This is a genomic window from Aquitalea sp. ASV15 (assembly GCF_016429115.1).
GTDB lineage: Bacteria > Pseudomonadota > Gammaproteobacteria > Burkholderiales > Chromobacteriaceae > Aquitalea > Aquitalea magnusonii.
This window is the reverse complement of the sequence record NZ_JAELTZ010000042.1, coordinates 1-23,156: the sequence shown is the minus strand read 5'-3', so window position 1 is coordinate 23,156 and position 23,156 is coordinate 1. Positions and strand designations below refer to the sequence as shown.

The following is a 23,156-nucleotide window of genomic DNA, read 5'->3' as shown; positions in this document are numbered from 1 at the left end:
GTAGAACAGCCGGCTCTAGTGGAGAATGCCGCCATGACGCAAGTGACAGACTTATCCCCAGCCAAGCTGGATGCCATTATTGATACCCTTGCCGAGCAAGGCTGGGTGGTCGATCACACCCTGTTCGGTGCAGAAGACATCCGCCGCCTGCAGCAATGCTGTCTGGCGCAGTGGAATGAAGGACGGTTTCATGAGGCCGCCGTCGGCCGGGCCGACCAGCAAGGACGACGCAGTGAAATCCGTTCCGACTCGGTATTGTGGTTGGAGCCGCAGGATGCTGAGCCGGCCATAGCCCATTATTTTGCCACCCTCGATCAAGTGCGCCACGCGGTGAATCAGGCCTTTTATCTGGGGCTGGACGATCTGGAATCACATTTCGCCGTTTATCCGCCGGGCAGTTTCTACAAGAAACACCTGGATCGCTTTCGTGACGATGACGCCCGCGCCCTGACCGCCGTGTTGTATCTGAATGAAGACTGGCCCGCCGATGCCGGTGGCCAGATGCGCCTGTACCTGGATGATGAATGCAGCCGCTGGCTGGATGTTGCACCGCAGGCCGGCACGCTGGTGTTATTCCTGTCTGACCGTTTCTGGCACGAAGTCTTGCCGGCCTCGCAGCAGCGCTTGTCGGTCACCGGCTGGTTCCGCCGGCGTCCGACCGGACTCGCTTGGTCGTCGTAGACGGGTTTTGCCGTGCTAGAATCAGGCCAAACCAGATGAAATGACAAGGGACGAATCAAGATGTCAGGCAACACCATGGGGCTGCTGTTTACCGTAACTTCCTTTGGCGAAAGCCACGGGCCGGCCATCGGCTGCGTGGTGGACGGCTGCCCGCCGGGCCTGGCCATCAGTGCCGAGGACATCCAGCAGGAACTGGACCGGCGCAAACCCGGCACCAGCCGACATGTCACCCAGCGGCGCGAGCCGGATGCGGTGGAAATCCTCTCTGGCGTTTACGAAGGCAAAACCACCGGTACGCCGATTGCCCTGCTGATCCGCAATACCGACCAGCGCTCCAAAGACTACGGCAATATCGCCGACACCTTCCGTCCCGGTCATGCCGACTACACCTACTGGCACAAATATGGCGTACGCGACCCGCGCGGCGGTGGCCGTTCCAGTGCCCGCGAAACCGCCGTGCGCGTGGCGGCGGGGGCCATTGCCAAAAAGTGGCTGCGCGAGCGTTATGGCATTGTGATCCGTGGCCACATGACCCAGATCGGCAATGTGGAAATCCCCTTCAAGAGCTGGGATGTGGTCAACAGCAATCCATTCTTCGCCGCCGATGAAGCCGTGGTGCCGCAGCTGGAGGACTACATGGACTCCATCCGCAAGAGCCTGGACTCGGTGGGCGCCCGCTTGCGCGTGGTGGCGGAAAACGTGCCGGTGGGTTGGGGCGAGCCGGTATTCGACCGTCTGGATGCCGACATCGCCTATGCCATGATGAACATCAATGCCGTCAAGGGCGTGGAAATCGGCGCCGGTTTTGCCAGCGTCAGCCAGCGTGGCAGCGAGCATGGCGACGAGCTGACACCGCAAGGTTTTGCCAGCAATCACGCCGGCGGCATTCTGGGGGGTATTTCCACCGGACAGGACATCGAGGTGTCCATGGCGATCAAGCCGACCTCATCCATTGCCCAGCCGCGCCGCTCCATCGACCGCCAGGGCAATCCCATCATGATGGAAACCCATGGCCGCCATGACCCGTGTGTCGGCATTCGTGCCACGCCGATTGCCGAAGCCATGCTGGCACTGGTGCTGATCGACCATGCCTTGCGCCACCGCGCCCAATGTGGCGATGTGCTGGTGGATACTCCAAAAATACCGGGCCGAATCGACTAAACTGCACAGAGGCTGTCCGTCCTGCAGCCGGGTGTCATGAGAGAGCGAACCATGTTGAAAAACCTGATTGGCGGTTTGGCCGGTCGTCTGAAAAAAAATGAAGAAAGTCAGGCCGACGAAATCGCTGCTGTTGAAAAAGAATTGGAAGCTTCGCCGGTAAAGCGCGTGGTAGAGCCGGAAACGGTCGACCAGTTGCCGCCGACCCTCGGCTTCGTCACCCACCAGCCGGTCATGGACCGGCAGCACCGTGTGGTGGCCTACGAGTTTTTCGTCAAATCCGGCGCGGCCGCCAAGGGCAGCAAGCATCAGGATTTTGATCGCCTGATGCTGACCACGCTGCAAAACATGGAAGTGTTCCGCCTGCTGGCCTATCGGCGCGCACTGGTTCACATTTCCATCAGCTCGCTGTCCGAGCCACTGCTGCTGCAGATGCCGGCCAAGAGCGTGATCTTCGTGCTGGAACCGGACCCGAACGAGCCTGTCACCGCCGAAGTGATGCAGGTGCTGGACGAGCTGCGCATCAAGGGCCTGCGTTTTGCCATCGAACCGGCGGCGTTCGATGCCCAGGTACTGGTGGAACGATTGCAGCCGGAACTGTTCAATCGCATGGATTTCATGCTGCTGGACTTCTCCGCACCCTCTACCCGCGTACTGGCTCCCATCCTGGACCAGCTGCCGCGCCGCTATCCCAATGCGCGCTGGATGGCACGCAATGTCGGCACTGCCGAAGACCTGGATGTTTGCCTGCGCGCGCCGGGCAGCAATCGCTTTGCCCTGTTCCACGGTCCGTTCATCGCCACGGTGCGCAGCCTGGAGAGCGGCAAGGTGGACAGCAACCAGACCCGCGTCCTGCAGATCATGCGCATGTTGCGTGCCAACGCCGAGCCGCGTGAACTCGAGGCGCAGTTCAAGCTGGACTCGGTCTTGCTGTTCAAGCTGCTGCGCTTCATCAATTCACCGGTGAATGGCTTGGCGCGCAAGGTCCAGACCATCGAGGAAACCCTGCTGTTGCTGGGGCGTGAAACCCTGTTCAAATGGCTGTCCATGCTGCTGTTTACCGCCAAGAAGGAAGACGGTACCGCGCTGGCCTTGCTGGAAAAGTCACTGATTCGTGCCCGTTTCCTGGAGCGGCTGGGGGGCTATCGCGGCAACAAGCTGGAGGCCGAGCATCTGTTTCTGACCGGCATGTTCTCGCTGCTGGACGTATTGCTCAACCAGCCCTTCCCCGATGTGCTGGACCCGCTGGAGCTGCCACCCACGGTGCGCGACGCAGTGGTGGAGAACAAAGGCATGTTCAGTCCCTACCTGGCACTGGCACTGGCCTGTGAACAGGGAGACGACCAGCGCATCAACGCCCTGTGCAAAGTGCTTAATTTCGAAGTGGAACATGCCTGTCGTTATTACATCGATTCGGTAGTGTGGGCGCAGGAAGTATTGCGCGAAAGCGACGTCCACAACGACGTGGAAGCCGTTTGAGGCGGCGACGGCAACTGCGTGGGCAATCTGGCCAGCGCCCGGGTGCTGGCTTTTTACATTGTTGCGCGACAATTTGTAACAGCAATATAGTGTGGTCCCGGTATGCTTGCCGACGGGGATGACGATGCATGTTTTTTCAACATGGGGCATCGCTGTCAACAACCGGCATAAAACTCGACAATAAACACTATAAATTCCCATCAGGCGCAGGCATACAATAGCGCCTCATGAAAAAATAACCCCCGCCACGGTCCAGGTGCCTGACTGTGCGGGCAAGGCAGCGTGATGAATACTATCGAGCAGATCAAGCAAGTCATTGTGGAAAAATTTGGTGTGAACGCCGACGAAGTCCAGGCGGAACGCCCGCTGGGCGAATATGGCCTGGATTCGCTGGGGCAGATCGAACTGCTGTTTGCTATCGAAGAGCACTTCGAAGTATCCATTCCCGAAGAAGAAGCCCACGTTGCCAACTTGCAGGAACTGGCCAATCTGGTGGACCGCTTCAAGGCGGAAAAGGCATGAAGACTGCCGTTGCCATTACCGGGATAGGCCTGATTTCGCCTCTGGGCAATCAGGTAGAGACGGTTTTTTCCCGGCTGATGGCCGGTGAGTCGGGCATTCGGCTGCTGGACGCAGAGGTAACCGGCTGCAAGCCGGCCGTGGTCGGCGCCGCCGATTTCGACCCGGCTCCGTGGTTTACCCGTTTGCAGCTGTCCGGGGTGGATCGCGTCAGCCAGATGGCGGTGGCCGCCGCCACGCTGGCGCTGGACGATGCCGCGCTGACGCTGCCCGCAGAGCGGGAGCAAGTAGGCGTGTATGTCGGCTGTGCGATGGGCGGCAGTACCGCGCTGGACAAGGGCTTCCATAACTTTTATGCCGAAAAGTCGCGGGTATCGCCGCTATCGGTCATCGCCAGCATGGCCAATGCCCCGGCAGGTCATATCAGCATGCGTTTCGGTATTACCGGCCCCTCGGTCAATTATTCGGTGGCTTGTGCTTCGTCCGCCATTGCGCTGGGCGAAGCCATGCGCGCCATCCGTCATGGTGAAATCACCCATGCCATCGCCGGTGGTGCCGAGGCCATGTTGCTGCCGGGCATCATCAATGCCTGGCAATCCATGCAGGTACTGGCCAGCACCGCTGGCGAGCACCCGGAGCAGGCCTGCCGTCCTTATGACAAGGAGCGTAGCGGGCTGGTGCTGGCAGAAGGCGCGGCCTTCCTGATTCTGGAAGGGCTGGACGCTGCGCTGGCGCGTGGTGCACGTATCTATGCCACGCTGGATGGCTATGCCTGCCGCAGCGATGCCACGCACATCACCAAACCGGATGTTGGCGGACAGGTGCGTACCATGCGCGCCGCGCTGGCGGATGCTGGCCTGAGCGCCGGACAGATCGGCTATTGCAATAGCCATGGTACGGCAACCCAGGTGGGGGATGTGGTCGAATGCCAGGCCTTGCAGAGCATCTGGGGGGAAGATACCCCAGGCTTGCAAGTGAGTGCCACCAAGTCCATGCATGGTCATTTGCTGGGCGCGACCGGCGGCTTGGAAACCGCCATCACCGCATTGGCGCTATACCATCAGCAAGTGCCGCCAACGGCCAACTGCCGGCAGCCGGATGAAAACTGCCGCGTGCAACATGTGCTGGGCAAGGGGGTGGCGGCTCCGGACCTGCAGGCGGCCATCAGCAATTCCTTTGCCTTTGGCGGCAGTAACGCCAGCCTGGTATTGCAACGCCATCAGGCTTGATGCCTGCCTGTCAGTCTCCTCCCGGACTTTGTATGGTTCGGTGGCGGAGGAGGTAAACAGCAAACCCGGCCAGGCCGGGTTTTTTCATGTCTGCGTCCGCCGCGTCGGGCTGAACTTGCTCCACTTTGCTGGCGCACGGCTTGATGGGTGGTCAGGCGCAACGAAAGGTCAGGCTGATGCGCCGGCTGCCCAGCAGCGGGTGCCAGCCATCCGCCAGTGGCATGATGCCGTGAAAGCACAGGCGGGCCGGGCCACCAAATACCAGCACATCGCCATGGCGCAGTACTATTTTCTGATGGGCTGACTGACGCTGCGTCCCTCCCAGCATGAAACGTGCCGCTAATCCCAGCGACAGGGTGACGATAGGCTGCGTGAAATCGCGTTCATCCCGGTCCTGATGCAAGGACATGCGGCTACCCGGCTCATAGCAATTGATCAGGCAGGCATTGCTGTGGAAGCCGGTAAAGCCGGCTGTTGCCGCCCATGTACTGGCCAGATCGGCTAGCAAAGGGGGCAGCGCAGGCCAGGGCAGGCCGCTGGCCGGATCCTGGCCGCTGTAGCGATAGCCGCGCTGATCACTGATCCAGCCCAGTTGGCCGCAATTGCTCATGGCCACCGACATGGTATGGCCGCCGGGCGTCTGCATGCGGCGCAAGGGTGCTTGCTGCAGCACCCTTTCCACCGCCTGCCAGATGGCATCTTGCTGTGCCAGCGCCTGGCCGGCCAGCAGGGTGGTGCCCGGTGCCAGCAACCGTGGCGGGCTGAGCAGGCTGTCCGGAAACAGATCATCCATGGAGAGGGATTGCCTGTGTTGTCATGATTGCTCCTTGTCCAGCAGGGCCTGTTTGCGCGCGATACCCCAGCGGTAGCCTGAGAGCTGACCATCCTGGCGTACCACCCGATGGCAGGGAATGGCCACGGCCAGCACATTGGCCGCACAAGCCTGCGCCACTGCGCGCACGGCGCTGGGGCTGCCGATTCGTGCTGCCACCTCGCTGTAACTCAGCGTTTGCCCTGGTGGAATCTCACGCAGCGCCTGCCATACACGCTGCTGAAACGCCGTGCCGCGAATATCCAGCGGCAACGGCAAGCCCTGGCGCGGATTGTCGATCAAACCGATGACCAGAGCCACTTGCTGTTCGAAAACAGGGTCGGCGCCGATCAGCTGGGCTTGTGGAAACTGGTCCTGCAGCTGCTGCAGTAATTGCTCTGGCTGTTCCCCCAGCAAGATGGCACAAATGCCTTTATCGCTTTGTGCCACCAGAATGGCCCCCAGTGAGCATTGGCCAATGGCGAAATGCATCACCGCCTGTTTGCCGCCAGCCCGGTAGCTGCGTGGAGTCATGCCCAGCACTTGCGCGGCTTCGGCATAAAAACGGCTGCTGGACTGATAACCGGCGGCATAGATGGCATGGGTGATGCTGGTGGCGCTGCCCAGTTGCTGTTGCAGCCGTTGCTGGCGTGCTGCCATGGCATAGCCGCGTGGAGTCAGGCCGGTGGCGGCCTTGAACAGGCGGTGAAAGTGATAGCGGCTCATGCCCGCTTCATCTGCCAGCTGTTGCAGATCCGGGGGCTGCTCTGCGGCGGTGATGCGTTTGCACACCGCCTCAATCAGCGCGGCCTGGCGCTGTCTAGGCGATTGCTGGTGTGGGGTGCAGCGCAGACAGGGGCGGTAGCCGGCTTGTTCGGCCGCCGCGCAATCAGCAAAGAAATGCACGTTGTGCGGTCTGGGCTGCCGCGCCGGACAGCTGGCGCGGCAATACACGCCAGTGCTGGCCACACCATAGACAAAGCACTCGTCTGCCGCGTGATTGCGTTGCAGCACATCCTGCCAGCGCGGATCGCGGCTGACCAGTTCGGCATGTTGTTGCTGTTTGCGGCTGACCATGGCGGGCTCGATTCATCAGGGAGATGGCTGACTGTAGCGCCAGCAAGCCGGTCTGACACCACGCTGCTTGCTCCCGAATTCTAGCAGTGTTGGCAACGCAAGCCTGGACGTTGACATAAAAAAAAGCCTGCGCAAGCAGGCTTGAGAAGGATGTCACTGACTTGCGAAAAGACTTAGAAGCTCTTGGACAGACCAATCAGCTCGCCATTGCGGGCGCTGCCACCGGCTTGCGGCTTGTCATGTGACAGCTCGACATAAGCCATGGTGTGCTTGCTCAGATTGTAGTGCAGCAGCAGGTTGACGTATTTTTCCGTACCTTGCACCAGCGCCGGAGAATTGTCCTTGCGTACCCCGGTTTGCAGGCCCAGCTGCGTATTGCCGATGGTGTAGTAGGCGTACAGCGAAGTGGCATTGATCACGCTGTCATCAGCCAGCTTGTTACGCTGGTATTCCACCGCCAGTTCCAGCGCATCGATCGGCTTGTAATTGGCAGTCAGGTGCAACTGACGGTTGCTGCCCAGCTGGTTGATGTCGTTGGCATTGCTGTTGGTGGTATTGCTGGATGCGCCGTAGTTGGCGGAAACCGTCCAGTTGCTCCCACTGAAGCCGGCCAGTACCGAATAACGGTTGGTACCACTGTTGGTGCTGGTCTTGTTTTCATCGGTAGAGAATTGTACCCCGCCATAGAAGCCACCCAGATCGCCTGGCAGATCGTAACGCACCATATTGTTACCGGTCACGCCACCGTACCAGCCCAGGTGGTTGTCCGGGCCGGCCCAGACGCTGTAGTCAAATTTGCCGTCTTCCACGTTGCCGGTACCCTTGCCGGCGCGAATCATACCGAAGCTGCCCTTCAGGCCGACAAAGCTGTCATCGCTGGCAAAGGTATTGGCCTGCTTGCCCATTTCGTCGTAACCGCTGCCGGTGGGCGAGAAACGGTTATTCACCTGGAAGATGGCGCTCAAGCCATTGCCCAGATTTTCTTCGCCATTGAAGTTGATCTGGCCGCGACCCGCCACATTGGTGGTGGACACTGCAGCGGGATTGGTGGTGTAGCCCCAGGCACTGTTGGCCGCGCCGTTGTACTGCAGCACGCCGGCACGGACAAAACCGGAAATGGTGACCCCGGCATCATCGGCATGGGCGTAACCGGCGCAGGCGGCCATCACGGCCAGCGCAATATACTTGCTTTGCATGTTGTCTTCTCCAATTGTCTCGTTTTGTTGTTTTGCTACTTGTGCGGCAGGTCGCTGCAGTATTTCTGGCAGCTTCTGGCGCCGTAGAAAGCAGGGACATTGTTAATTTCTGTGTTATTTGCGGTCAAACGCATTCTTTGTAACTTGAATACTACATTTTGATGTGTTCTTGTGTAGTAATTAAACTACATTAAATTTGAGTGGCAAATCGGCTTTGCTAAGTATTTATTACTAGAAAATTGCATGAATCAGCTGCTGTCAGCATTAAATCACCATGTTGGCAAAGTGCAACGTATTGGCATTTTCTGTCTCATTTTGGGTTTTTTGAGGTTTTATGCTGCAGGTGCACATGGACAGAATGGCTGGGATGGGTCTGCAATTGACCAGCTTGAGCGGCTGAGTACGGAGACCGCTTCGGTATGTGGCAGGGGAGAATGAGTCTGTTCTGACCATATGCCATGGCCAGGAAGGTCAAAACAAACCATTTGGCGTCGTAAACCGCGGAGCGTGCCGCAAGGTGGTGCATGCTTGCTCCGGAGCAGTGCCAATCCGCAGCCTGCCATGCCTGCGTGTATTCCTGGTGGTTTTGCGCAATAAAATTGCGCAACGGATGGAACGGCCAAAATAGTCTGACCTGGATGCGTGGTGATGCCGCGTGGCGGGGAATGAGCTTGCCCGGACAGGCCGTGGCGGTGGCAGTGTGCAGCCCGCGCCGCCTGCTTGGCTTGAAGGCTGCATGGCTGTGGCAGGCAACAAAAAAGCCCTTGATTGCTCAAGGGCTTAGCTGTGTGCTCTGGCGGAGAGGGAGGGATTCCGAAATTTATCGCATAAACCCCTGTTTTCCTGGCACTTTTCAGTACTTCTACACACGTAGACGATAGCTGTTGTGTAGGGCTGATTTTGCAATTGTAGTTGATGAATTCATATCATGTAAGGCAATTTTGAGGGCCTTGTATCAGAGCGGGGAAGGGTGGTGTGCGATAGGTGGTTGACCGGTTGTCGACCGGAGTGATCTATCAGAAAACAACCATCTAATGGCTTGTTTACACTGAATTGCGGGCATACCCTTCTCTAGCTGCCGCTTCCACCACCAACTCAAGCCAGAATCCGTCATCGGCAATATGCTTTCAACCATGCCTGTGGCTTACCGTTGTGCCAGGCCGAAAATGGCATTTGATGGTGAGATAGAGATGAATGGCGGCGTCAGAGAGAGTTGGCAGCTGAATCGCCCCGGCTTCTCTAGACACTCTTGAGCCGTTGTTGGACTGACCCGGCTCCTGTAGGCGATAAGATAAGACTACTCTCCGAGTAAAAGCAGTCAATGTCGTGCGGAGTTTGAACTTCCACTTAGGCCGAGCTGCCGCCAGCCTGACAGACTGACAGTTGGTCGGCCTGAGCGGCCTGTGGGACCCTGCGCCGCCATGGTCTGCAAAGCACTCCTTACCCGCCATTGAGTAGCGACTCACTGTGAATGGCTGCTTTACGAATGGCGAATTCACACTCCCGACCCACTGCCGTCGTTTCCTGGTCGTAGCAGATTACGGCAGTTTTGAAGCATGCTGCCGCCGTTGTCGCAACCGACGGAAGCACCACCATGGCGTCCTGCAGATTATGGGTTGTTATACGGACAAATCCATGACGAACGCCTTGAGGAATATGGTGTTTGGGTACGATAATGCTGTAAGTAATATCAATTAATATATGGACCTGCGTGTTCGTATAAACACTGTTAGGCCTCACTGGAGGAATACGTGATGGAACGAGCGAAAGCTGGAAAAAATGAGAAACGTTTCGTAGATCTTGCGCAGCAGAAGATTACCGACATTCGGTTAACGGGAAAACAACGTTTCACCATCAAAGATGTCGAGATTTCGGCTGACCAATCTCTTACCGATAATGGCATCCATTATCTGGTTGAGGTCGACTCTGGAAATATGGCAAAGCTATTGGTTGGCCAGTATGTTCTCCTAAATCAACTCTATAACCAAGAAAAAGGAAAAGCATTTTTCCTTGTAGTTCATACCTACAAGAACTACAACCCTCAACGAACCATAAAGAATCTCAGCTTGATCAACGAACAGCTCTATGCTGGCACTGGCATCAAATTTGGAGCCATGCACATTGATACGCTGCAGCAATGGCAGGGCGGTGGCATTTCCGACTTTTTGTCTCTCATCTCCATGCCTAACATTGCGGTCGAGAGGGACTCACCTTAAACGTTAGCTTTCGCTCCAAACCAGAAATTAACTCAGCAAGCTTACAGAGTCAGATATCTGGCTAGTGCGTAGTTGCTATATTTTCCTCGATGATGTTAGTTTCAAATTTGGATGATCCGTTTGTGATGGGAATTGCAAAATTAACTAGATGCGCTCCAATACGCTTTAATGGATATTAGGCCTTCAGTTCATCATATCTAGTGCCTGTAACAGAATGTCCAACAACGTCATAGTATCATCGGTATGATTAAATCTAGATTATATAGCCTACTGCTTTTGAACGTGATGGTGTTAGCAGTTGGAATTTGTTATATTAAAATGATATCGTACTGTGTAGTAAGTGATAATATTTTATTTAATACTTAAATTGTAATCAGGAAATATAATGCTATGGAAGATATTGGCACCAATTCACCTCTTGTTAAAGAAGTAAATGTGTTCAACAAAACAGTAAAGATGGAGCATCCAACAAATAAATACTTGAAGTGTGGAAGTATTAATGTATATGTAGAAGAGAGTGGCTTTGACGTTGCTCAAGTGGTTTATAATCGCACTCCGAGCCATGTCAGATTAAATAAGAATTTATTATCTTCTCGATGTGATATCGAATATGATGGTGTTAATATAATAGATTTGAAATTGATTAAGTATGTCTCTAGGAGCGTCGTGGAATTTTTGCTTAGTAAAGGTGTTATTGAATCTTTACCAGAGAAGACTCTAAAATTGCCAACGGCTGACGAATTGCTAGTAGGGCTTTTGAGTGAGAGTGAAGATTTTGAGGAATTGTATGATATAAAAATAGAATACAATCATTATTTTAATGGATATAAAAAAACAAGTAATAAAAGATTGAGAAGAATGTTGAGTGAGGCGCTATATAGGATATATATCTATTTATTAAAGAGTGATAATGCACCGTTTGTTGTGAATGAATTGTCAGTAATTTTAGGTAAAAATTTTTATTTGAAAATTAAAGGCCTAATTGAATTGTCATATGCAATTAGCCAACGAAATGATTATGTAGCTTATGCTTTATTGGATGATATCCCGATGGAGTATCTTGTCGTGATGGCTGAAAGGGTTTTTCATAGACATGTTAGGGAAAGTCATGAGCTATTTTTTGATTCGTATGCGGTTGATTCTATTGATTATAGTGTGAGACGATTCGCTAAAATTCTTGAAGGAATTAAAATAGTTATTTGTAATAATGAGCGTGAAAACAAGTATAGCTATATTGTCGTAAGTAATGCAGATTCGTTTTTGATGCCTAAAGTTCAGTGTGAAATTGTTTCTATAATTGATGATTTTGTATCTGAGGTGTCAAGTTTTAAAAGTAATGTTCAGCTTGTTATTGGAACGGTGTCGCCATTTGTAATTAGTAATTTCTCAATCGAGCAAATTATTACGAAGAATGAAATTGTAGATTTTAAGACATTTGGTGCTAATTTCGACAAGATAGCAAAAGAAGTTTTTAAAATAATACCTATAGGTACTAAGGCGAAAGAAATAATACAGCACCAATTTAAATTAAAGCGTGAGCGTGGTCACGCGGATGAGGGTATTGAGAATTTAATTGGAGATAAATTTATATCTCATCTACTGTCTAAGGTGAAAAATGATAATTAATATTTCGAATATTTGGGCGAAAGTTACAATTGATGAGATGGGTGTGGTAATCGATAAGGTAATTGAAGATATTGAAAATGTTATCTTAATCAGTAATCAATATGAATCTAATGATTTAATGAGAGCTGATATAAATGAATATGTAATTGTTTTGAATTCACTTCTGGATTTTGGATATGATAGAGAATGTGATGAAGTAAAAAATGCTCTTGATTCTAAGTGCACTTTTTTTGAATCTGTAGAGGCCGATAAGGTCATAAAGAAAAATAAAAAAATTAAAATTTATTTGGGTGGTGATGAATATACGTTGCTGGAATTTTTGGATATGTACCGGGCTGGGTGTAAATTTAAAAATTTTATTTATAAAGGTAAAAGTAAATTTTTAATTAGGAATGATAAGGTAGATGGTTCGATGCAGCTTTCATGTGTCGAAAGAGAAGAGTTATTAGTTTTTCTTAAACGTGATGATGTTGTAAATTCTTTAAAGTCTATTGATCATGAAAGTATTAAAAATACAATTGAGAAGTATAATAGTATTTTAAAAAAACTAGGAGACAGTGAAGAAGAAAGAAAGAAAGCTGAAAAGAAGGAAAAATTAACTGAAAAAGAAAAAAATGAAATAATATCAAAGCTGGTTTCGAGATTATCTAATTTTTTATCTATTTTTTTTGACTACGATAAAATAATTTCTAAAAAAAATGGAAAGGTCATAGATAGAGTAAGGTCTGTAGATTATTTGAGTTTAGATTCGGGCGATTATTATTACAAGCCACTAAGCTCTTTGGGTAATGCGAATGCTTGTCAAGATGAAAATGAAGATGAAGATGAAGATGAAGATGAAGATGATAAAAAAATAAATGCTTATAGGATATTGGAATCTGGCCTATATTTTAGAGTTTGTCCTTATTGCCATATCAATTCAATTGTCAGGTCACCTTCGACTGAGTACCTTAATGATATGTATAGGCCACCACTAGATCATTATTACGCACAAAGTCACTACCCATTTCTTGCTCTATCATTGGGAAACTTAATTCCATGCTGTCATGTATGTAATAGTACATTTAAAATTCAAAAAAATTTTTTCAATACTAAACATTTTCACCCGCTATATGATGATGAGCGCATTTTCTTTTCAATGAGAATTGAGGGTGATTTGCTTGTGAATGATTATCTTAACATTCCTCAGAAAGTAGATTTTAAGATAATAAATAGTGTTCATGAAAAAGATAATTGGCCTGATTTGGTTGATAAATTTAATAATACAATGGATACCTTTCGTCTTTATGAAAGGTATAATTCAAGTGATAGTTTTGGTGAGGATCAGATTGTTCGAAACTTTATAGATGTGACAATGGAGATTGTGAATTCAATAGAGAGTAAAAGCGAATTAATTGGTGAGATAGTGGATAAATATAACATTCAAAGAAATAATGTGGAAAAATATAAAAATATGATATATGGTAAATTAATGAAAGATATCTCAAATGAATTAATTGAAATTTTAAATGTAAAAGAAGAAGATGGATCGCAGTTGCTGCAGTGTGCTGTTGAGTCAGGGGATATTAGGTTGAATTGCGAAAAGTAATTCAATATTTTTCTGAATGAGGAGGGCTTTGTTGCATTAATCGGGGCTTGCGCCCATCCGGTAGAATGACGGCATGAGCAAGTCCCTCCCATCCAAGTACCGCACCACTAACGGGCAGTCCTACAACCACTCCCTCAAGCAACGAGGGCTGCTCCTTCTCTGGCTCGATAAAGGCATAAACTGTTTGGCACCGGCTACCGGCAAACGGAGACGGCAGCCCACTTTCTCTGATGCTTCGGTCTCACTATCAAATGCCTTTTTGTTTGGCGCTACGGCAAGCCACCAGCATGGTCGAGAGCCTGCTGCACTTGGCTGGACTTGACTGGGCGGTGCCCGACTTCAGTACGCTTTCCCGCCGGCAAAAAGACCTGCAGGTGCGTATCCCGGTACAGAAGAAACAGGGGTGTCTGCATCTCCAGGTGGACAGTACTGGTATCAAGATGATGGGTGAAAGCAAGTGGAAGGTGGAAAAGCATGGTGCTGACTACCGCCGCCAATGGCGCAAGCTGCATCTGGGAATTGATGCGCAAGCGCTGGAAATCCGGGCAATGGAAGTGACCGACAATCGAACTGGAGATGCCACTCTGCTGCCAGAGCTGCTATCGCAAATTCCGGCGACAGAGGGACTGGTGATAGTAACCACAGATGGGGCGTACGACACACGCCTATGTCACGCAGCGATTGGAGAGCGCGGAGCGGCGGCCATCATTCCCCCGCGTCGAAACGACCAATTCTGGAAAGGGAATTCATGGGGCAATCAGGCTCGCAATGAGTCACTACGCTCGTTGAAGTATCTGGGGCGCACGCTCTGGAACAAGTGGAGTGGCTACCTGGTCTGTCCCTCCCTTCGTGGACACTAGCTTAAGATGGGCATGCTGACATCAGGCCATATTGCTTATTAGGAGCTGTCCCCCAAATATCCACAGACAAGAAAGACCGGGCATCGAGCATGATGCCCGGTCTTGAGAGAGAACAATTTCCTCACCAACATTACCTTATCCCGCTCACTGATCCGCCAAGACCAGTTGTCGCGCTCCCTGCCGCCAAGCGGAGAACACGGCACATCACTGCAATGGGCTGCCAAGCCCTTCCCCCGTAGAGGCACACACATTTTCCACCGCTGGCAGTTTTCGAGTACCGGTTGCCCGGTTCACGCCTCCCTTGACTGATTAGGTCTCGAGATTTGCTCAAACTCTACTCTCCGCCGCTCCCTCTCTTGTACCGTCCCGGGTGCCAACCCGGTCAAATGGCCGTCAGAGATTCCCACGTTAGCTGATTGTGTCGAAACCGCGATTTAGGAATACGTCATTTCAAAGTGATGGCATCGCATACGCTTACCCGGTTGCCCGGTTTCTGTCGCGCGATGTTCCATAGCCGCAACTTACCCGCCACCACTCGTCATCAATGAATCACCCTATACAGGGCGTACCCAAGGTTTCTTACTGCGATAAAGAGGACTCTCACCTCTATTTACATGCTTAAGCTATCCAGCGACCCACCCATTACGGTGGTGCCATGTACCCAGGACAGAAGGTGATGCCCCCCTGCGCATTTTTAACCCGGTACACCTACGCCATTTCTGACGCATCAGCAGCCTACACGCACAGTCTTCGTCACGCCGTTCATTTCCAAACGTCCCGAAGTCCGGATTTTCACCGGTTCACAAATCAGCAGGGTTGGTCTGCGTTACCGCAGCTCCCGTTTCCGTGTCGCCCAACCTCTAAAGTAGATTGGGTCGAGCATGGCATGTCTGCCATAGGCGCCCATTTCAGCCGCACCAGCCAGCGTTACCCGGCATGCAGCTAAGGCGGTGTACGAAAAGTTGGCAGCTTTTCGCGTGTCTTTCGACATGTGTGTGTTTGCAGGTTGGCGTCCTGCGCTTTGCCTCCTCATCTGTGTAAAGAGGCATAACGCAGAACACCGTGCATGCGAGCCGACCAGACTCTCACCTGGCTGCCTGCCCTGAAAACACATCGTTTCTGACTGTGTATAGCGAAACTTGATGGAAATCTTGGAACATCATTACGTACGAGTCGTAGCTATCGAATCACATTGCAAGGACGTACGTTTTCTTCGCTATACAGAGCACCACCAACTGAATGAGAAAACCTGTATGTCTGCTTCAACACCCATCGCTCGCAACAAAACTGCAGCACTAGTCCGTATCGTGGACAGCGTTCCGAAAGGCTATCACCGCTACACGCACGGCACGGTTTCAGCGAGGAAAGCCGAAGCCCTGGCGAAGAAGTTTCATGCTCGGTACGGGATTGGCTGCTCCCCAGCGCAGCGAGTGACGCGTAAGGGAAAGGGGCTGGCCAATGCCGTGTTGGTCATGTATTGGCCCCTGGCTGCAGAAAAGGTGGAGTGGCTACTGCTGGCAACGGATGGCGAAGGACTAGAGCAGGAGAGCTTGCAGGATGTTGGAGATAAGCCGTACTTGAAATGGCTTGGGTATGAACTGGTACGCCAACCCAGCCGAGGCCGGGCCGCGTGGACATGGCGACGGTCAAAACAGGAAATGGAAGAACTGCATGCCTTGATTGCCATGCAGGCGAACCGGAAAAACACAGCCGCGATAACGGAAACGCTGGAGCGCATCGCCAGGCAGCCTGGTTTCCATGGCGTACGAACCCAGTCATGGGCGCTATGCCAGGCTGCGCTACAGCGCGGATACGATGGCCCGCTGCCGCATCTGTTCTTTGTGCAGAAGATAAGTCATGGGGAGCGGCTAGTGCTGTAGTTGGGTGATTTATCGGCGCTGTAAAAATTAGGTTGTAAGGAAACTATTGTGGTCAATCTGAATAGCTCCGGCTCCTTGCAGGAGTGTTCTCAAGGTTGAGAATGTGTTAAATAGTGTATTTATATGTAAGAACATGTTTAATCTGTAAAAATATAATGCGTATTGCATATTTATTATTTTTATCATAAATTTATGTCATCGATATTTTCTTGATTGTAAAAATTATCGACTGCTATTTTCATTACTCAAACCCTTATTGATTGAGATAAATATGTACATAAATAAAAAGTACGCATTAATATCATTGCCAATTTTTCTTGCTGCCTGTGCAGCTCCACTTCCGCCTCAGTTAAATACGCAGGGGCAGCCAATTACGTTTGCTAATCCAGTTATTGGTAAGAAGGAAATGGATGATGCTAGATTTGTTCTTTTAGAGAAGAGCATTGCGGATGGACAATATAAAGTTGTAAGTATTTCGAAAACGAGACCGCCAATCACAAATGAACGGCAGGAGAGAATAGTATTTAATAAGGATGTAACTAAATATTCCGCCGATTTTTCTGTATATTCTTTCCAAACCTATGTTGATAATAATAATTATCGCGAAGAAACGGTTGTGATGAAGTGTATGGGGAGTACCCTTAAAGTCGTAGAGTATAGCCCATGTAGTAGCAACTTCAGATATGTCTTTGTACCGACCGGTGTCGAAAAATCTTACGTGGCTGGTCAGATGTCTATGTTACAACATAATAGATGGACCAGTGCAGAGTTAAATCAGTTACGAGGTGTGCGTAATCCTTATTATGCCTTGAAGCAAGCTGGCATCTTTGAGAGAATTCAGGATGTTGTATCAGCAAAGTAATGAATGAGGAAATTTGTTGTGCGTTATATTAATGCATTGTTTGTGTGCGCCACTCTTTCTTTGGTTTCGATGAATTTACGCGCTAGTGAATCTATTCCGGAGTTGGAAAAAAATAATAATTGGCAGGTTAGAATTTCTAATTCGCAGAAAGTTCAAATGCCAGTTTTCATTACTTTGAAAAGTGCGGGAAATCATTGGGAAGTGGCTGGGATATTTGCATCTCCTCCGCAAATTGATACGGATTCTGATTTGGAGCTTTTTAAAGTTTCTAGGGATCTTCAGTTGTGGGCAAATTATTATCTTGATGTTAGAGAGGATTGCAATCGTTTTGAAGTGAAAGAATCAAAAGAAAAATCAGTTTGTACAAGCCAATTGGCTGGGAGGAATGCCAGTTTCGGATTTGCTAGGGTAATTTTGGGAAGCGGTAATACAACACCAGTTGCCTACAAAGATGCTCTTGTTGAGGCCGTTATACATAGTATAAGACCTGCGCAGGCTGAAAAGATGTTGAATGAGTTTGAATTACACTAGTTTACTATTAATTAACCGTTGCTTCTGCTTTGATAGAATACTTTTGTATTGATATTCTTCGTGGGCTATAGCTTTAGAGTTGGAATGAATTGGCTAGGTTGGTGAGTATTTCCTAGTCAATTCATTGCTATATTTGTAGTGGATTTGAAGTTATTTCATACATTTTCGATTGGTTTATGAATAAATTTTATCAAAATAAGATGTATGTAAATTTATGTGATTCAGTATACTTGTCTCTTCAATAATTTTCCTCACTATAAGCCATTTTCGAATAGAACCCCCTTTCAGCTTTATCGACGACACAACACTTACGACTTGTCCGCCCGAATGAAGTCCACCTCCGGGAAGGTGATGCGTGACAGGATTTCCAGCTTCTTGTCGACCGGTAGTTCGCCTCGGTATTTCTTCACCACCGCCGATGCTTCCTGATTCACCTGTCCGTTTTGAATGGTTTCAATGCTGGTGATATTGCTGGCATGGCCGGTGATGGTTTCGGCACTGACCACGCCCAGCACCATCGCCCGGTGTAGGAAGGTGGAGCGGAAGGCATGCATGCCGACAATACGGGCATTCGGCGTCTCGTCGCGCAGCCCGATTTCCTGCAGGAATTCGGTGAACCACTTCATGGCCTTGGGCGAGGCACGGCCAGCGGCGGTCGGGAAGGCCTGAAACAGCAAGGTGTCACCCCGTTTCTTGGCTGCTGCCACATAGTCGAGGAAGCCCAGCTCAATCAGTTTGGGATGGATGGGCAGTTTGCGTTTGGAGCCGCCAGTTTTCACGGACTTGTCGATGCGGGCATCACCTTCAGATTCGTCGGTGATGTCCATATACCAGGTGCCAGTTTGTGCATCCTGCGTGATATCGACTTGCGGGTTTAGTTGGCATAGCTCATTGACCCGCGCGCCGGTAAACAGGCCCAGATGGGGAAGCCAGTATTTGTGCGCCATGGCGGGACGTCGGGCGAAGCGTGCCATTTCCGGGCCTTCAAACAGCCGCTTCAGCTCTGCCGATTCAAAGGCCCGTTGTCCGCCTTCGGGGTCGCGGCGTGAGCCGAGGTATTGCACCCCTTCCGTGGTCAGCGTCATCGGCCAGCCATGGTCCTGCCACTTGCGGCGGCAGTATTTGATGAACGGCGTCATCACGGCGAGGTAGGTGCCGTCGAACGTCCCCTTGCTCATCTCGCCGCGTTGCTGCTTGGCCAGTTCCAGTGGCCGCAGCTTTTCCTGACGGCAGATGTCTTTCCAGCGCGGTGGCAGGGTTTGCACGGCTTCGAAGTAAGCCTCCAGGTCGGTTTGCTTGAGCAGGCCGATGGGTTTGTCGCCGATGATATCCACCAGCAGCGGCATCACGGCCGTGACCTTGCGCAGCATCGCCACCTTGTCCAGCTTCTGGTAGTAGGCCAGATAGCTTTGGGTCACTTCCGACAGCATCGGCGTTTCCAGCCGTTGCGCCATCACCGGTGTCGGCACTTCCTTGCCGTCATAGCGACTGAGCAGTTTCTCGTTGGTACGGATGGCCATGCGGCCATAAGCCAGCGCCAGCCGGCGCATTTCAGGTTCGGTGGCCTTGAGCTGGTAGCGGTACAGCCGCAGGAATTGTTCCAGCGGGCCACGCAGTAGTTCGTAGTCACCAATGGCCACGGCACTTTTGAGGATGCGATTGGCCTCGGTATAGCCGGCTTGGTATTCCTCGACTTCGTCCAGCGTGTAGTGACCGTTTTCGCGGCGTGCTTCATCCCCAGCCAGGCTGGCCGACTCTGCATGCAGGCAGATAGCGTCGATGACTTCGGGGGTGAGTGCGTCGATGTGGGTGATGGCAGCGAGTTGCGTACGCGCGTAACGCTCCGCCTGCCGCTGTCGTTTTTCCTCCCACTCGGAGGTCAGACGGGCTTCTTCCGCGCGATGGCGCTCGACAGCCGTGCGGTAGTCTTTGGTGCGTAGCGAAAACGTGATTTCTTTTTTGCCGGGATAGCAAACAAGAACGTCAGTAGGGATGCGACGACGAAGATAGTAGGTGCCGGATTGGCGGTGGCGCTGCAGGCCTGTGGGTAACATTGGCATCGTTCATTGAGTTCCGATCCAGAGTATAGGAAGCCAAGAAAAAAACTGAACTCTTATCGCCAATGTGTAGGAGTGTTGTGTAGAACTCAGGGCCTGAAAAGCCTTGCTGCGCCTGAATTTACTGCAAAATCAACACTTTAGATGGGTCTGGCGGAGAGGGAGGGATTCGAACCCTCGGTACGCTCGCACGTACGCCTGATTTCGAGTCAGGTACATTCGACCACTCTGCCACCTCTCCGACTCAGAGCGACGAATTCTATGGCCAGTCCGGCCGGCTGTCAATAGGCTGATCGCTTGGTTGTAAATTGTTTTTGTACCGGATGCCCGGCTGCGCGGTTTGGGCTGTGGCCTGGCGGGCGAATGGCAGTATGTCGGCTGGTGCAGGACAGTGCTGGAGGGGGCGGGGCGGGCTTGTTACACTGGCGTAAGCGCCATCGCGTGCCAAGTGCTGCGCTGGGGACATAACAGGGGATTGTGGTGCAACTATCAACAAGACTGAATGACATCGCGCCGTTTCAGGTGATGGCCATTCTGGAGCGGGCCCGCGCCTTGCAGGCGGCGGGCAGGGATGTGATTCATCTGGAAGTGGGCGAGCCGGACTTTGCCACGCCGGCAGCCATTGTCGAGGCCGGCCGGCAGGCATTGAGTGCGGGTCATACTTTTTATACTGCTGCGCAGGGCTTGCCGGAACTGCGTGAGGCGATTGCCGCATTTTATCTGCAGCGTTATGGCGTGGTGGTTGATGCGCGCCGCATTATCGTGACGCCAGGTGCCTCTGGTGCATTGCAGATTGCCTTGTCCTTGCTGGTGGACCAGGGGGATCAGGTGCTGATGGCGGATCCGACCTATCCGTGCAACAGGCATTTTGTCAGCCTGCTGGGGGGCGAGCCGGTGTGCCTGCCGGTTGGACCGGAGACACGCTATCAGTTGCTGGCCGATGGTGTGGATGCGGCCTGGGCCAAGCGCACGGTGGCGGCCATGGTGGCCAGCCCGGCCAACCCGACCGGCACTTTGTTGACGGCGGCAGAACTGGCGGCACTGAGTGCCAGCTGCAAGCGTCATGGTGGCAGCCTGATCGTGGACGAGATTTATCATGGTCTGACTTATGGCTGTGATGCGGCCACGGCGCTGGCGGTGGATGCGGATGTATTCGTGATCAACAGCTTTTCCAAGTATTTCCAGATGACCGGCTGGCGACTGGGCTGGCTGGTGGTGCCGGAGGCCTATGTCGAGCCGGCATTGCGCCTGGCGCAGAACCTGTTTCTGTGTCCGCCGGCGATGGCGCAGCACGCGGCACTGGCGGCTTTTCAGCCGCAGGTGATTACGGAGCTGGAGCAGCGTCGTGCCGAATTTGGCCGCCGCCGGGATTTCCTGTTGCAGGCACTCCCGCAACTGGGCTGGAAATTGCCGGTGCAACCGGAAGGGGCGTTTTATCTGTATGCCGATGTCAGTGCAGTGACCGATGACAGCTTTGCCTACTGTGCAAGACTGCTGGAGGAGGTGAATGTCGCCATTACGCCGGGGGCGGATTTTGGCCGTTACCGGGCGGCGCAGCATGTGCGCGTGGCGTATACCACCGGTATTGAGCGTTTGGCTGAGGCCGTGGCGCGTATTGGCAGCTTGTCAGGGGGCAGCTAAGGCATTGCTGCTGGGCTGTCTGAGTCGGCGCGTCATGCTGCAGGGCTGGGATGCGATGGGCCGTGAGCAGCCCCGGTGCTGCAGAAGTGCAAAAGGCTGCCTTGGTGGCAGCCTTTTGCATGGTGCGGAGGGCTCAGTGATGAATATCCAGGGTGATGTCACCGCGTTCTGCCGCCACCGCTTGCAGGATTTCCAGCAGGGTGGCGTAGACATCCGCCCCCAGTTTGCTGCGGGATAGTTCGGTGTCGCGCCAGACAATTTCAAACGGGCCGCTGACATCGGCACTGAGGCTGTCGTACAGCGCATCCAGATTACGGCCGAAATGCGCGGGCAGCTGCAGCTGGCGGCTCAGCTCGTCATAGAACTGCTCCAGCGATGTGATGTGGTGAAGTTCGCAAATGCTTACTGACATGCTGGCACCTCGATAAAGCGCTGGTAATGGTCGAGTGAGACAAAACGCTGGCCGGCGCGGGAGAACACCAGTCGATAAGCGCCACGCTTGCCTCCTTTATAGTTCAGGTCGGCTTCCTGCCACTGCCCCTTGGGCAGCTGTTTTTCATAATTGCCAAAGCGGTCGCCGCCGATGGATTTGCCTTGCAGTCCGGGAACGGCCCACAGGCTGCGGCCAGGTTGCCAGCCCGCCTGTTGCGCCTGGCGCTTGGTGAGGAATTGCTCCGGCAGCCTGCCGCTTTGCCCCAATGCCTGCAGTACGGTGGTCAGTTCCCGCGTGTCCAGCCGGTTGCCGGTTTGCTGGTTGACATTGCCGGCGACGCTGGCGCATTGCGGCAAGGCCCAGGCGGCAGGGGCGAGCAGGGCGCTGAGCAGCAAGCCCGTGATGGCACGGCGTAGCAACATGATTTACTCCAGGTTGAGGGATTCGACAGCGTAGCCATGGCCGATCAGCAGCGGCAGCATGGCTGCCATCGCCTGCGGGTCGTCCGCCGTGGTGATGAAACGGTAGCAATGATCACCGACGCTGTCACTGCCGTGCAGCTGCAACAGCGAATCGACGCGGCGGGCGATGGCCTCGGCCGGGTCGTACAGGGCGATGCGGTCGCCGGTGAGTTCGCGAATCAGCGGTGACAGGAAGGGGTAGTGGGTGCAGCCCAGGGCGATGTGGTCGATGTTTTCCTGCAGCAGCGGGCGGACTACTTCAGCCACGCGGCGGCGGGTGAGGGTGCTGTCCAGCTCGCCGGCTTCCACTTGCTCCACCCAGCCCAGACCGGGCCGGCGCAGTACTTCCACCTCGCCGGCATGCTTGTCCAGCAAGGACTGTACCCGTTCGCTGGCCAGCGTGGCTGCGGTGGCCAGTACCGCGATGCGGCCGGTACGGCTGGCCGCCGCTGCCGGCTTGATCGCCGGTTCCACTCCCACGATGGGAATGGGCAGCTGCTGGCGTAGTGCCGCCACAGCCGCGGTGGTGGCGGTGTTGCAGGCCACCACCAGCAGGCTGGCACCCTGTTGCTGCAGGTAGTGGCCGATTTTCAGGCTGCGCTCGATGATTTCGGCCTTGCTGCGGCCGCCATAGGGGCAGTAAGCCTGATCGGCCAGATAGGTGATCGGCCAGGCAGGCAGCGCCGTTTGCACGGCGCGCCAGATGGACAGCCCGCCCAGGCCGGAGTCGAACATCGCAATCATGCTGTGCGGCTTAGTTGTTCTGGATGACGATCTTGGGGAATTTGCCGGAGAAGTCCTGGGCTTTTTCACCCACCTTGACCGCCAGCTTGCGCGCAATGTCCTTGTAC

At 52.9% G+C, this 23,156-nt stretch carries 20 protein-coding genes, 1 tRNA gene and 1 pseudogene; 14 read left to right on the top strand and 8 right to left on the bottom strand.

Annotated features, from left to right (window positions below; all coding sequences use genetic code 11):
• The first annotated feature begins 33 nt into the window (after nucleotides 1-33).
• From JHD64_RS16270 to JHD64_RS16250, 5 genes are all read left to right on the top strand, one after another.
• Nucleotides 34-681: a 2OG-Fe(II) oxygenase gene (locus tag JHD64_RS16270; RefSeq protein WP_199054208.1), complete on the top strand. Its 648-nt coding sequence runs from the start codon at nucleotides 34-36 to the stop codon at nucleotides 679-681.
• Nucleotides 682-741: 60 nt separating this feature from the next.
• A complete protein-coding gene (aroC, locus tag JHD64_RS16265; protein ID WP_059285212.1) occupies nucleotides 742-1,842 on the top strand; it encodes a chorismate synthase in 1,101 nt (366 codons plus the stop codon).
• A 36-nt stretch (nucleotides 1,843-1,878) separates the two neighbouring features.
• Entirely contained in the window at nucleotides 1,879-3,318 is a 1,440-nt protein-coding gene (locus JHD64_RS16260) for an EAL and HDOD domain-containing protein (protein WP_233170542.1), read from the top strand.
• A gap of 285 nt (nucleotides 3,319-3,603) precedes the next feature.
• The gene (locus JHD64_RS16255; RefSeq protein ID WP_059285210.1) at nucleotides 3,604-3,840 is read left to right on the top strand and encodes an acyl carrier protein; all 237 of its coding nucleotides are present in this window, start codon (nucleotides 3,604-3,606) and stop codon (nucleotides 3,838-3,840) included.
• Nucleotides 3,837-5,066: a beta-ketoacyl synthase gene (locus tag JHD64_RS16250; protein ID WP_199054207.1), complete on the top strand. Its 1,230-nt coding sequence runs from the start codon at nucleotides 3,837-3,839 to the stop codon at nucleotides 5,064-5,066. The genes JHD64_RS16255 and JHD64_RS16250 overlap by 4 nt, the downstream gene beginning before the upstream one ends.
• 151 nt (nucleotides 5,067-5,217) lie before the next feature.
• Here JHD64_RS16250 and alkB read toward each other — a convergent pair whose 3' ends face one another.
• From alkB to JHD64_RS16235, 3 genes are all read right to left on the bottom strand, one after another.
• Complete coding sequence (gene alkB / locus JHD64_RS16245) at nucleotides 5,218-5,859, bottom strand: DNA oxidative demethylase AlkB (protein ID WP_199054205.1); 642 nt, start codon at nucleotides 5,857-5,859, stop codon at nucleotides 5,218-5,220.
• 21 nt (nucleotides 5,860-5,880) lie between these two features.
• Nucleotides 5,881-6,954 (bottom strand): bifunctional DNA-binding transcriptional regulator/O6-methylguanine-DNA methyltransferase Ada, encoded by a 1,074-nt coding sequence (ada, locus tag JHD64_RS16240; protein WP_199054203.1) that lies wholly within the window; start codon nucleotides 6,952-6,954, stop codon nucleotides 5,881-5,883.
• Between the two features lie 173 nt (nucleotides 6,955-7,127).
• On the bottom strand, nucleotides 7,128-8,150 hold the full coding sequence (locus tag JHD64_RS16235) for a porin (RefSeq protein WP_199054201.1): 1,023 nt from the start codon (nucleotides 8,148-8,150) through the stop codon (nucleotides 7,128-7,130).
• Between the two features lie 243 nt (nucleotides 8,151-8,393).
• Between JHD64_RS16235 and JHD64_RS16230 the strand changes: the two genes are divergently transcribed.
• The 8 genes and pseudogenes from JHD64_RS16230 to JHD64_RS16195 all read left to right on the top strand — a co-directional run bounded on the left by JHD64_RS16230 (nucleotide 8,394) and on the right by JHD64_RS16195 (nucleotide 17,713).
• Nucleotides 8,394-8,588 (top strand): hypothetical protein, encoded by a 195-nt coding sequence (locus JHD64_RS16230; protein ID WP_199054199.1) that lies wholly within the window; start codon nucleotides 8,394-8,396, stop codon nucleotides 8,586-8,588.
• Nucleotides 8,589-9,904: 1,316 nt separating this feature from the next.
• The gene (locus JHD64_RS16225; RefSeq protein WP_199054197.1) at nucleotides 9,905-10,366 is read left to right on the top strand and encodes a hypothetical protein; all 462 of its coding nucleotides are present in this window, start codon (nucleotides 9,905-9,907) and stop codon (nucleotides 10,364-10,366) included.
• 390 nt (nucleotides 10,367-10,756) lie between these two features.
• Nucleotides 10,757-11,992 (top strand): hypothetical protein, encoded by a 1,236-nt coding sequence (locus JHD64_RS16220; RefSeq protein ID WP_199054195.1) that lies wholly within the window; start codon nucleotides 10,757-10,759, stop codon nucleotides 11,990-11,992.
• Nucleotides 11,982-13,580 (top strand): hypothetical protein, encoded by a 1,599-nt coding sequence (locus JHD64_RS16215; RefSeq protein ID WP_199054193.1) that lies wholly within the window; start codon nucleotides 11,982-11,984, stop codon nucleotides 13,578-13,580. The genes JHD64_RS16220 and JHD64_RS16215 overlap by 11 nt, the downstream gene beginning before the upstream one ends.
• Nucleotides 13,581-13,653: 73 nt before the next feature.
• A pseudogene (locus JHD64_RS16210) lies at nucleotides 13,654-14,410 on the top strand (IS5 family transposase); the annotation flags it as partial.
• Nucleotides 14,411-15,582: 1,172 nt separating this feature from the next.
• Nucleotides 15,583-16,320: a hypothetical protein gene (locus JHD64_RS16205; RefSeq protein WP_233170541.1), complete on the top strand. Its 738-nt coding sequence runs from the start codon at nucleotides 15,583-15,585 to the stop codon at nucleotides 16,318-16,320.
• Between the two features lie 271 nt (nucleotides 16,321-16,591).
• Nucleotides 16,592-17,182 carry a hypothetical protein gene (locus JHD64_RS16200; RefSeq protein WP_199054191.1) on the top strand — a complete coding sequence of 197 codons (591 nt, stop codon included), beginning with the start codon at nucleotides 16,592-16,594 and terminating at the stop codon, nucleotides 17,180-17,182.
• A gap of 18 nt (nucleotides 17,183-17,200) precedes the next feature.
• Complete coding sequence (locus tag JHD64_RS16195; RefSeq protein WP_199054190.1) at nucleotides 17,201-17,713, top strand: hypothetical protein; 513 nt, start codon at nucleotides 17,201-17,203, stop codon at nucleotides 17,711-17,713.
• Between the two features lie 308 nt (nucleotides 17,714-18,021).
• Here the strand turns inward: JHD64_RS16195 and JHD64_RS16190 are convergent, their stop codons facing one another.
• Together JHD64_RS16190 and JHD64_RS16185 are read right to left on the bottom strand one after the other, a co-directional pair.
• Entirely contained in the window at nucleotides 18,022-19,767 is a 1,746-nt protein-coding gene (locus tag JHD64_RS16190) for a site-specific integrase (RefSeq protein ID WP_199054189.1), read from the bottom strand.
• Nucleotides 19,768-19,921: 154 nt separating this feature from the next.
• A tRNA-Ser gene (locus tag JHD64_RS16185) sits at nucleotides 19,922-20,011 on the bottom strand.
• A 239-nt stretch (nucleotides 20,012-20,250) separates the two neighbouring features.
• Between JHD64_RS16185 and JHD64_RS16180 the strand changes: the two genes are divergently transcribed.
• The gene (locus JHD64_RS16180; RefSeq protein WP_199054188.1) at nucleotides 20,251-21,411 is read left to right on the top strand and encodes a pyridoxal phosphate-dependent aminotransferase; all 1,161 of its coding nucleotides are present in this window, start codon (nucleotides 20,251-20,253) and stop codon (nucleotides 21,409-21,411) included.
• 133 nt (nucleotides 21,412-21,544) lie between these two features.
• On the opposite strand, the gene JHD64_RS16175 is transcribed toward JHD64_RS16180, so the two are convergent.
• The 3 genes from JHD64_RS16175 to murI are packed head-to-tail and all read right to left on the bottom strand — an operon-like array spanning nucleotide 21,545 to nucleotide 23,049.
• Nucleotides 21,545-21,823, bottom strand: a complete 279-nt coding sequence (locus JHD64_RS16175; RefSeq protein WP_233170540.1) for a barstar family protein — start codon at nucleotides 21,821-21,823, stop codon at nucleotides 21,545-21,547.
• A complete protein-coding gene (locus JHD64_RS16170; protein WP_059287086.1) occupies nucleotides 21,814-22,266 on the bottom strand; it encodes a ribonuclease domain-containing protein in 453 nt (150 codons plus the stop codon). Before JHD64_RS16170 ends, JHD64_RS16175 begins: the two co-directional genes overlap by 10 nt.
• A 3-nt stretch (nucleotides 22,267-22,269) precedes the next feature.
• Nucleotides 22,270-23,049 carry a glutamate racemase gene (gene murI / locus JHD64_RS16165; protein ID WP_199054187.1) on the bottom strand — a complete coding sequence of 260 codons (780 nt, stop codon included), beginning with the start codon at nucleotides 23,047-23,049 and terminating at the stop codon, nucleotides 22,270-22,272.
• Between the last annotated feature and the right edge of the window lie 107 nt (nucleotides 23,050-23,156).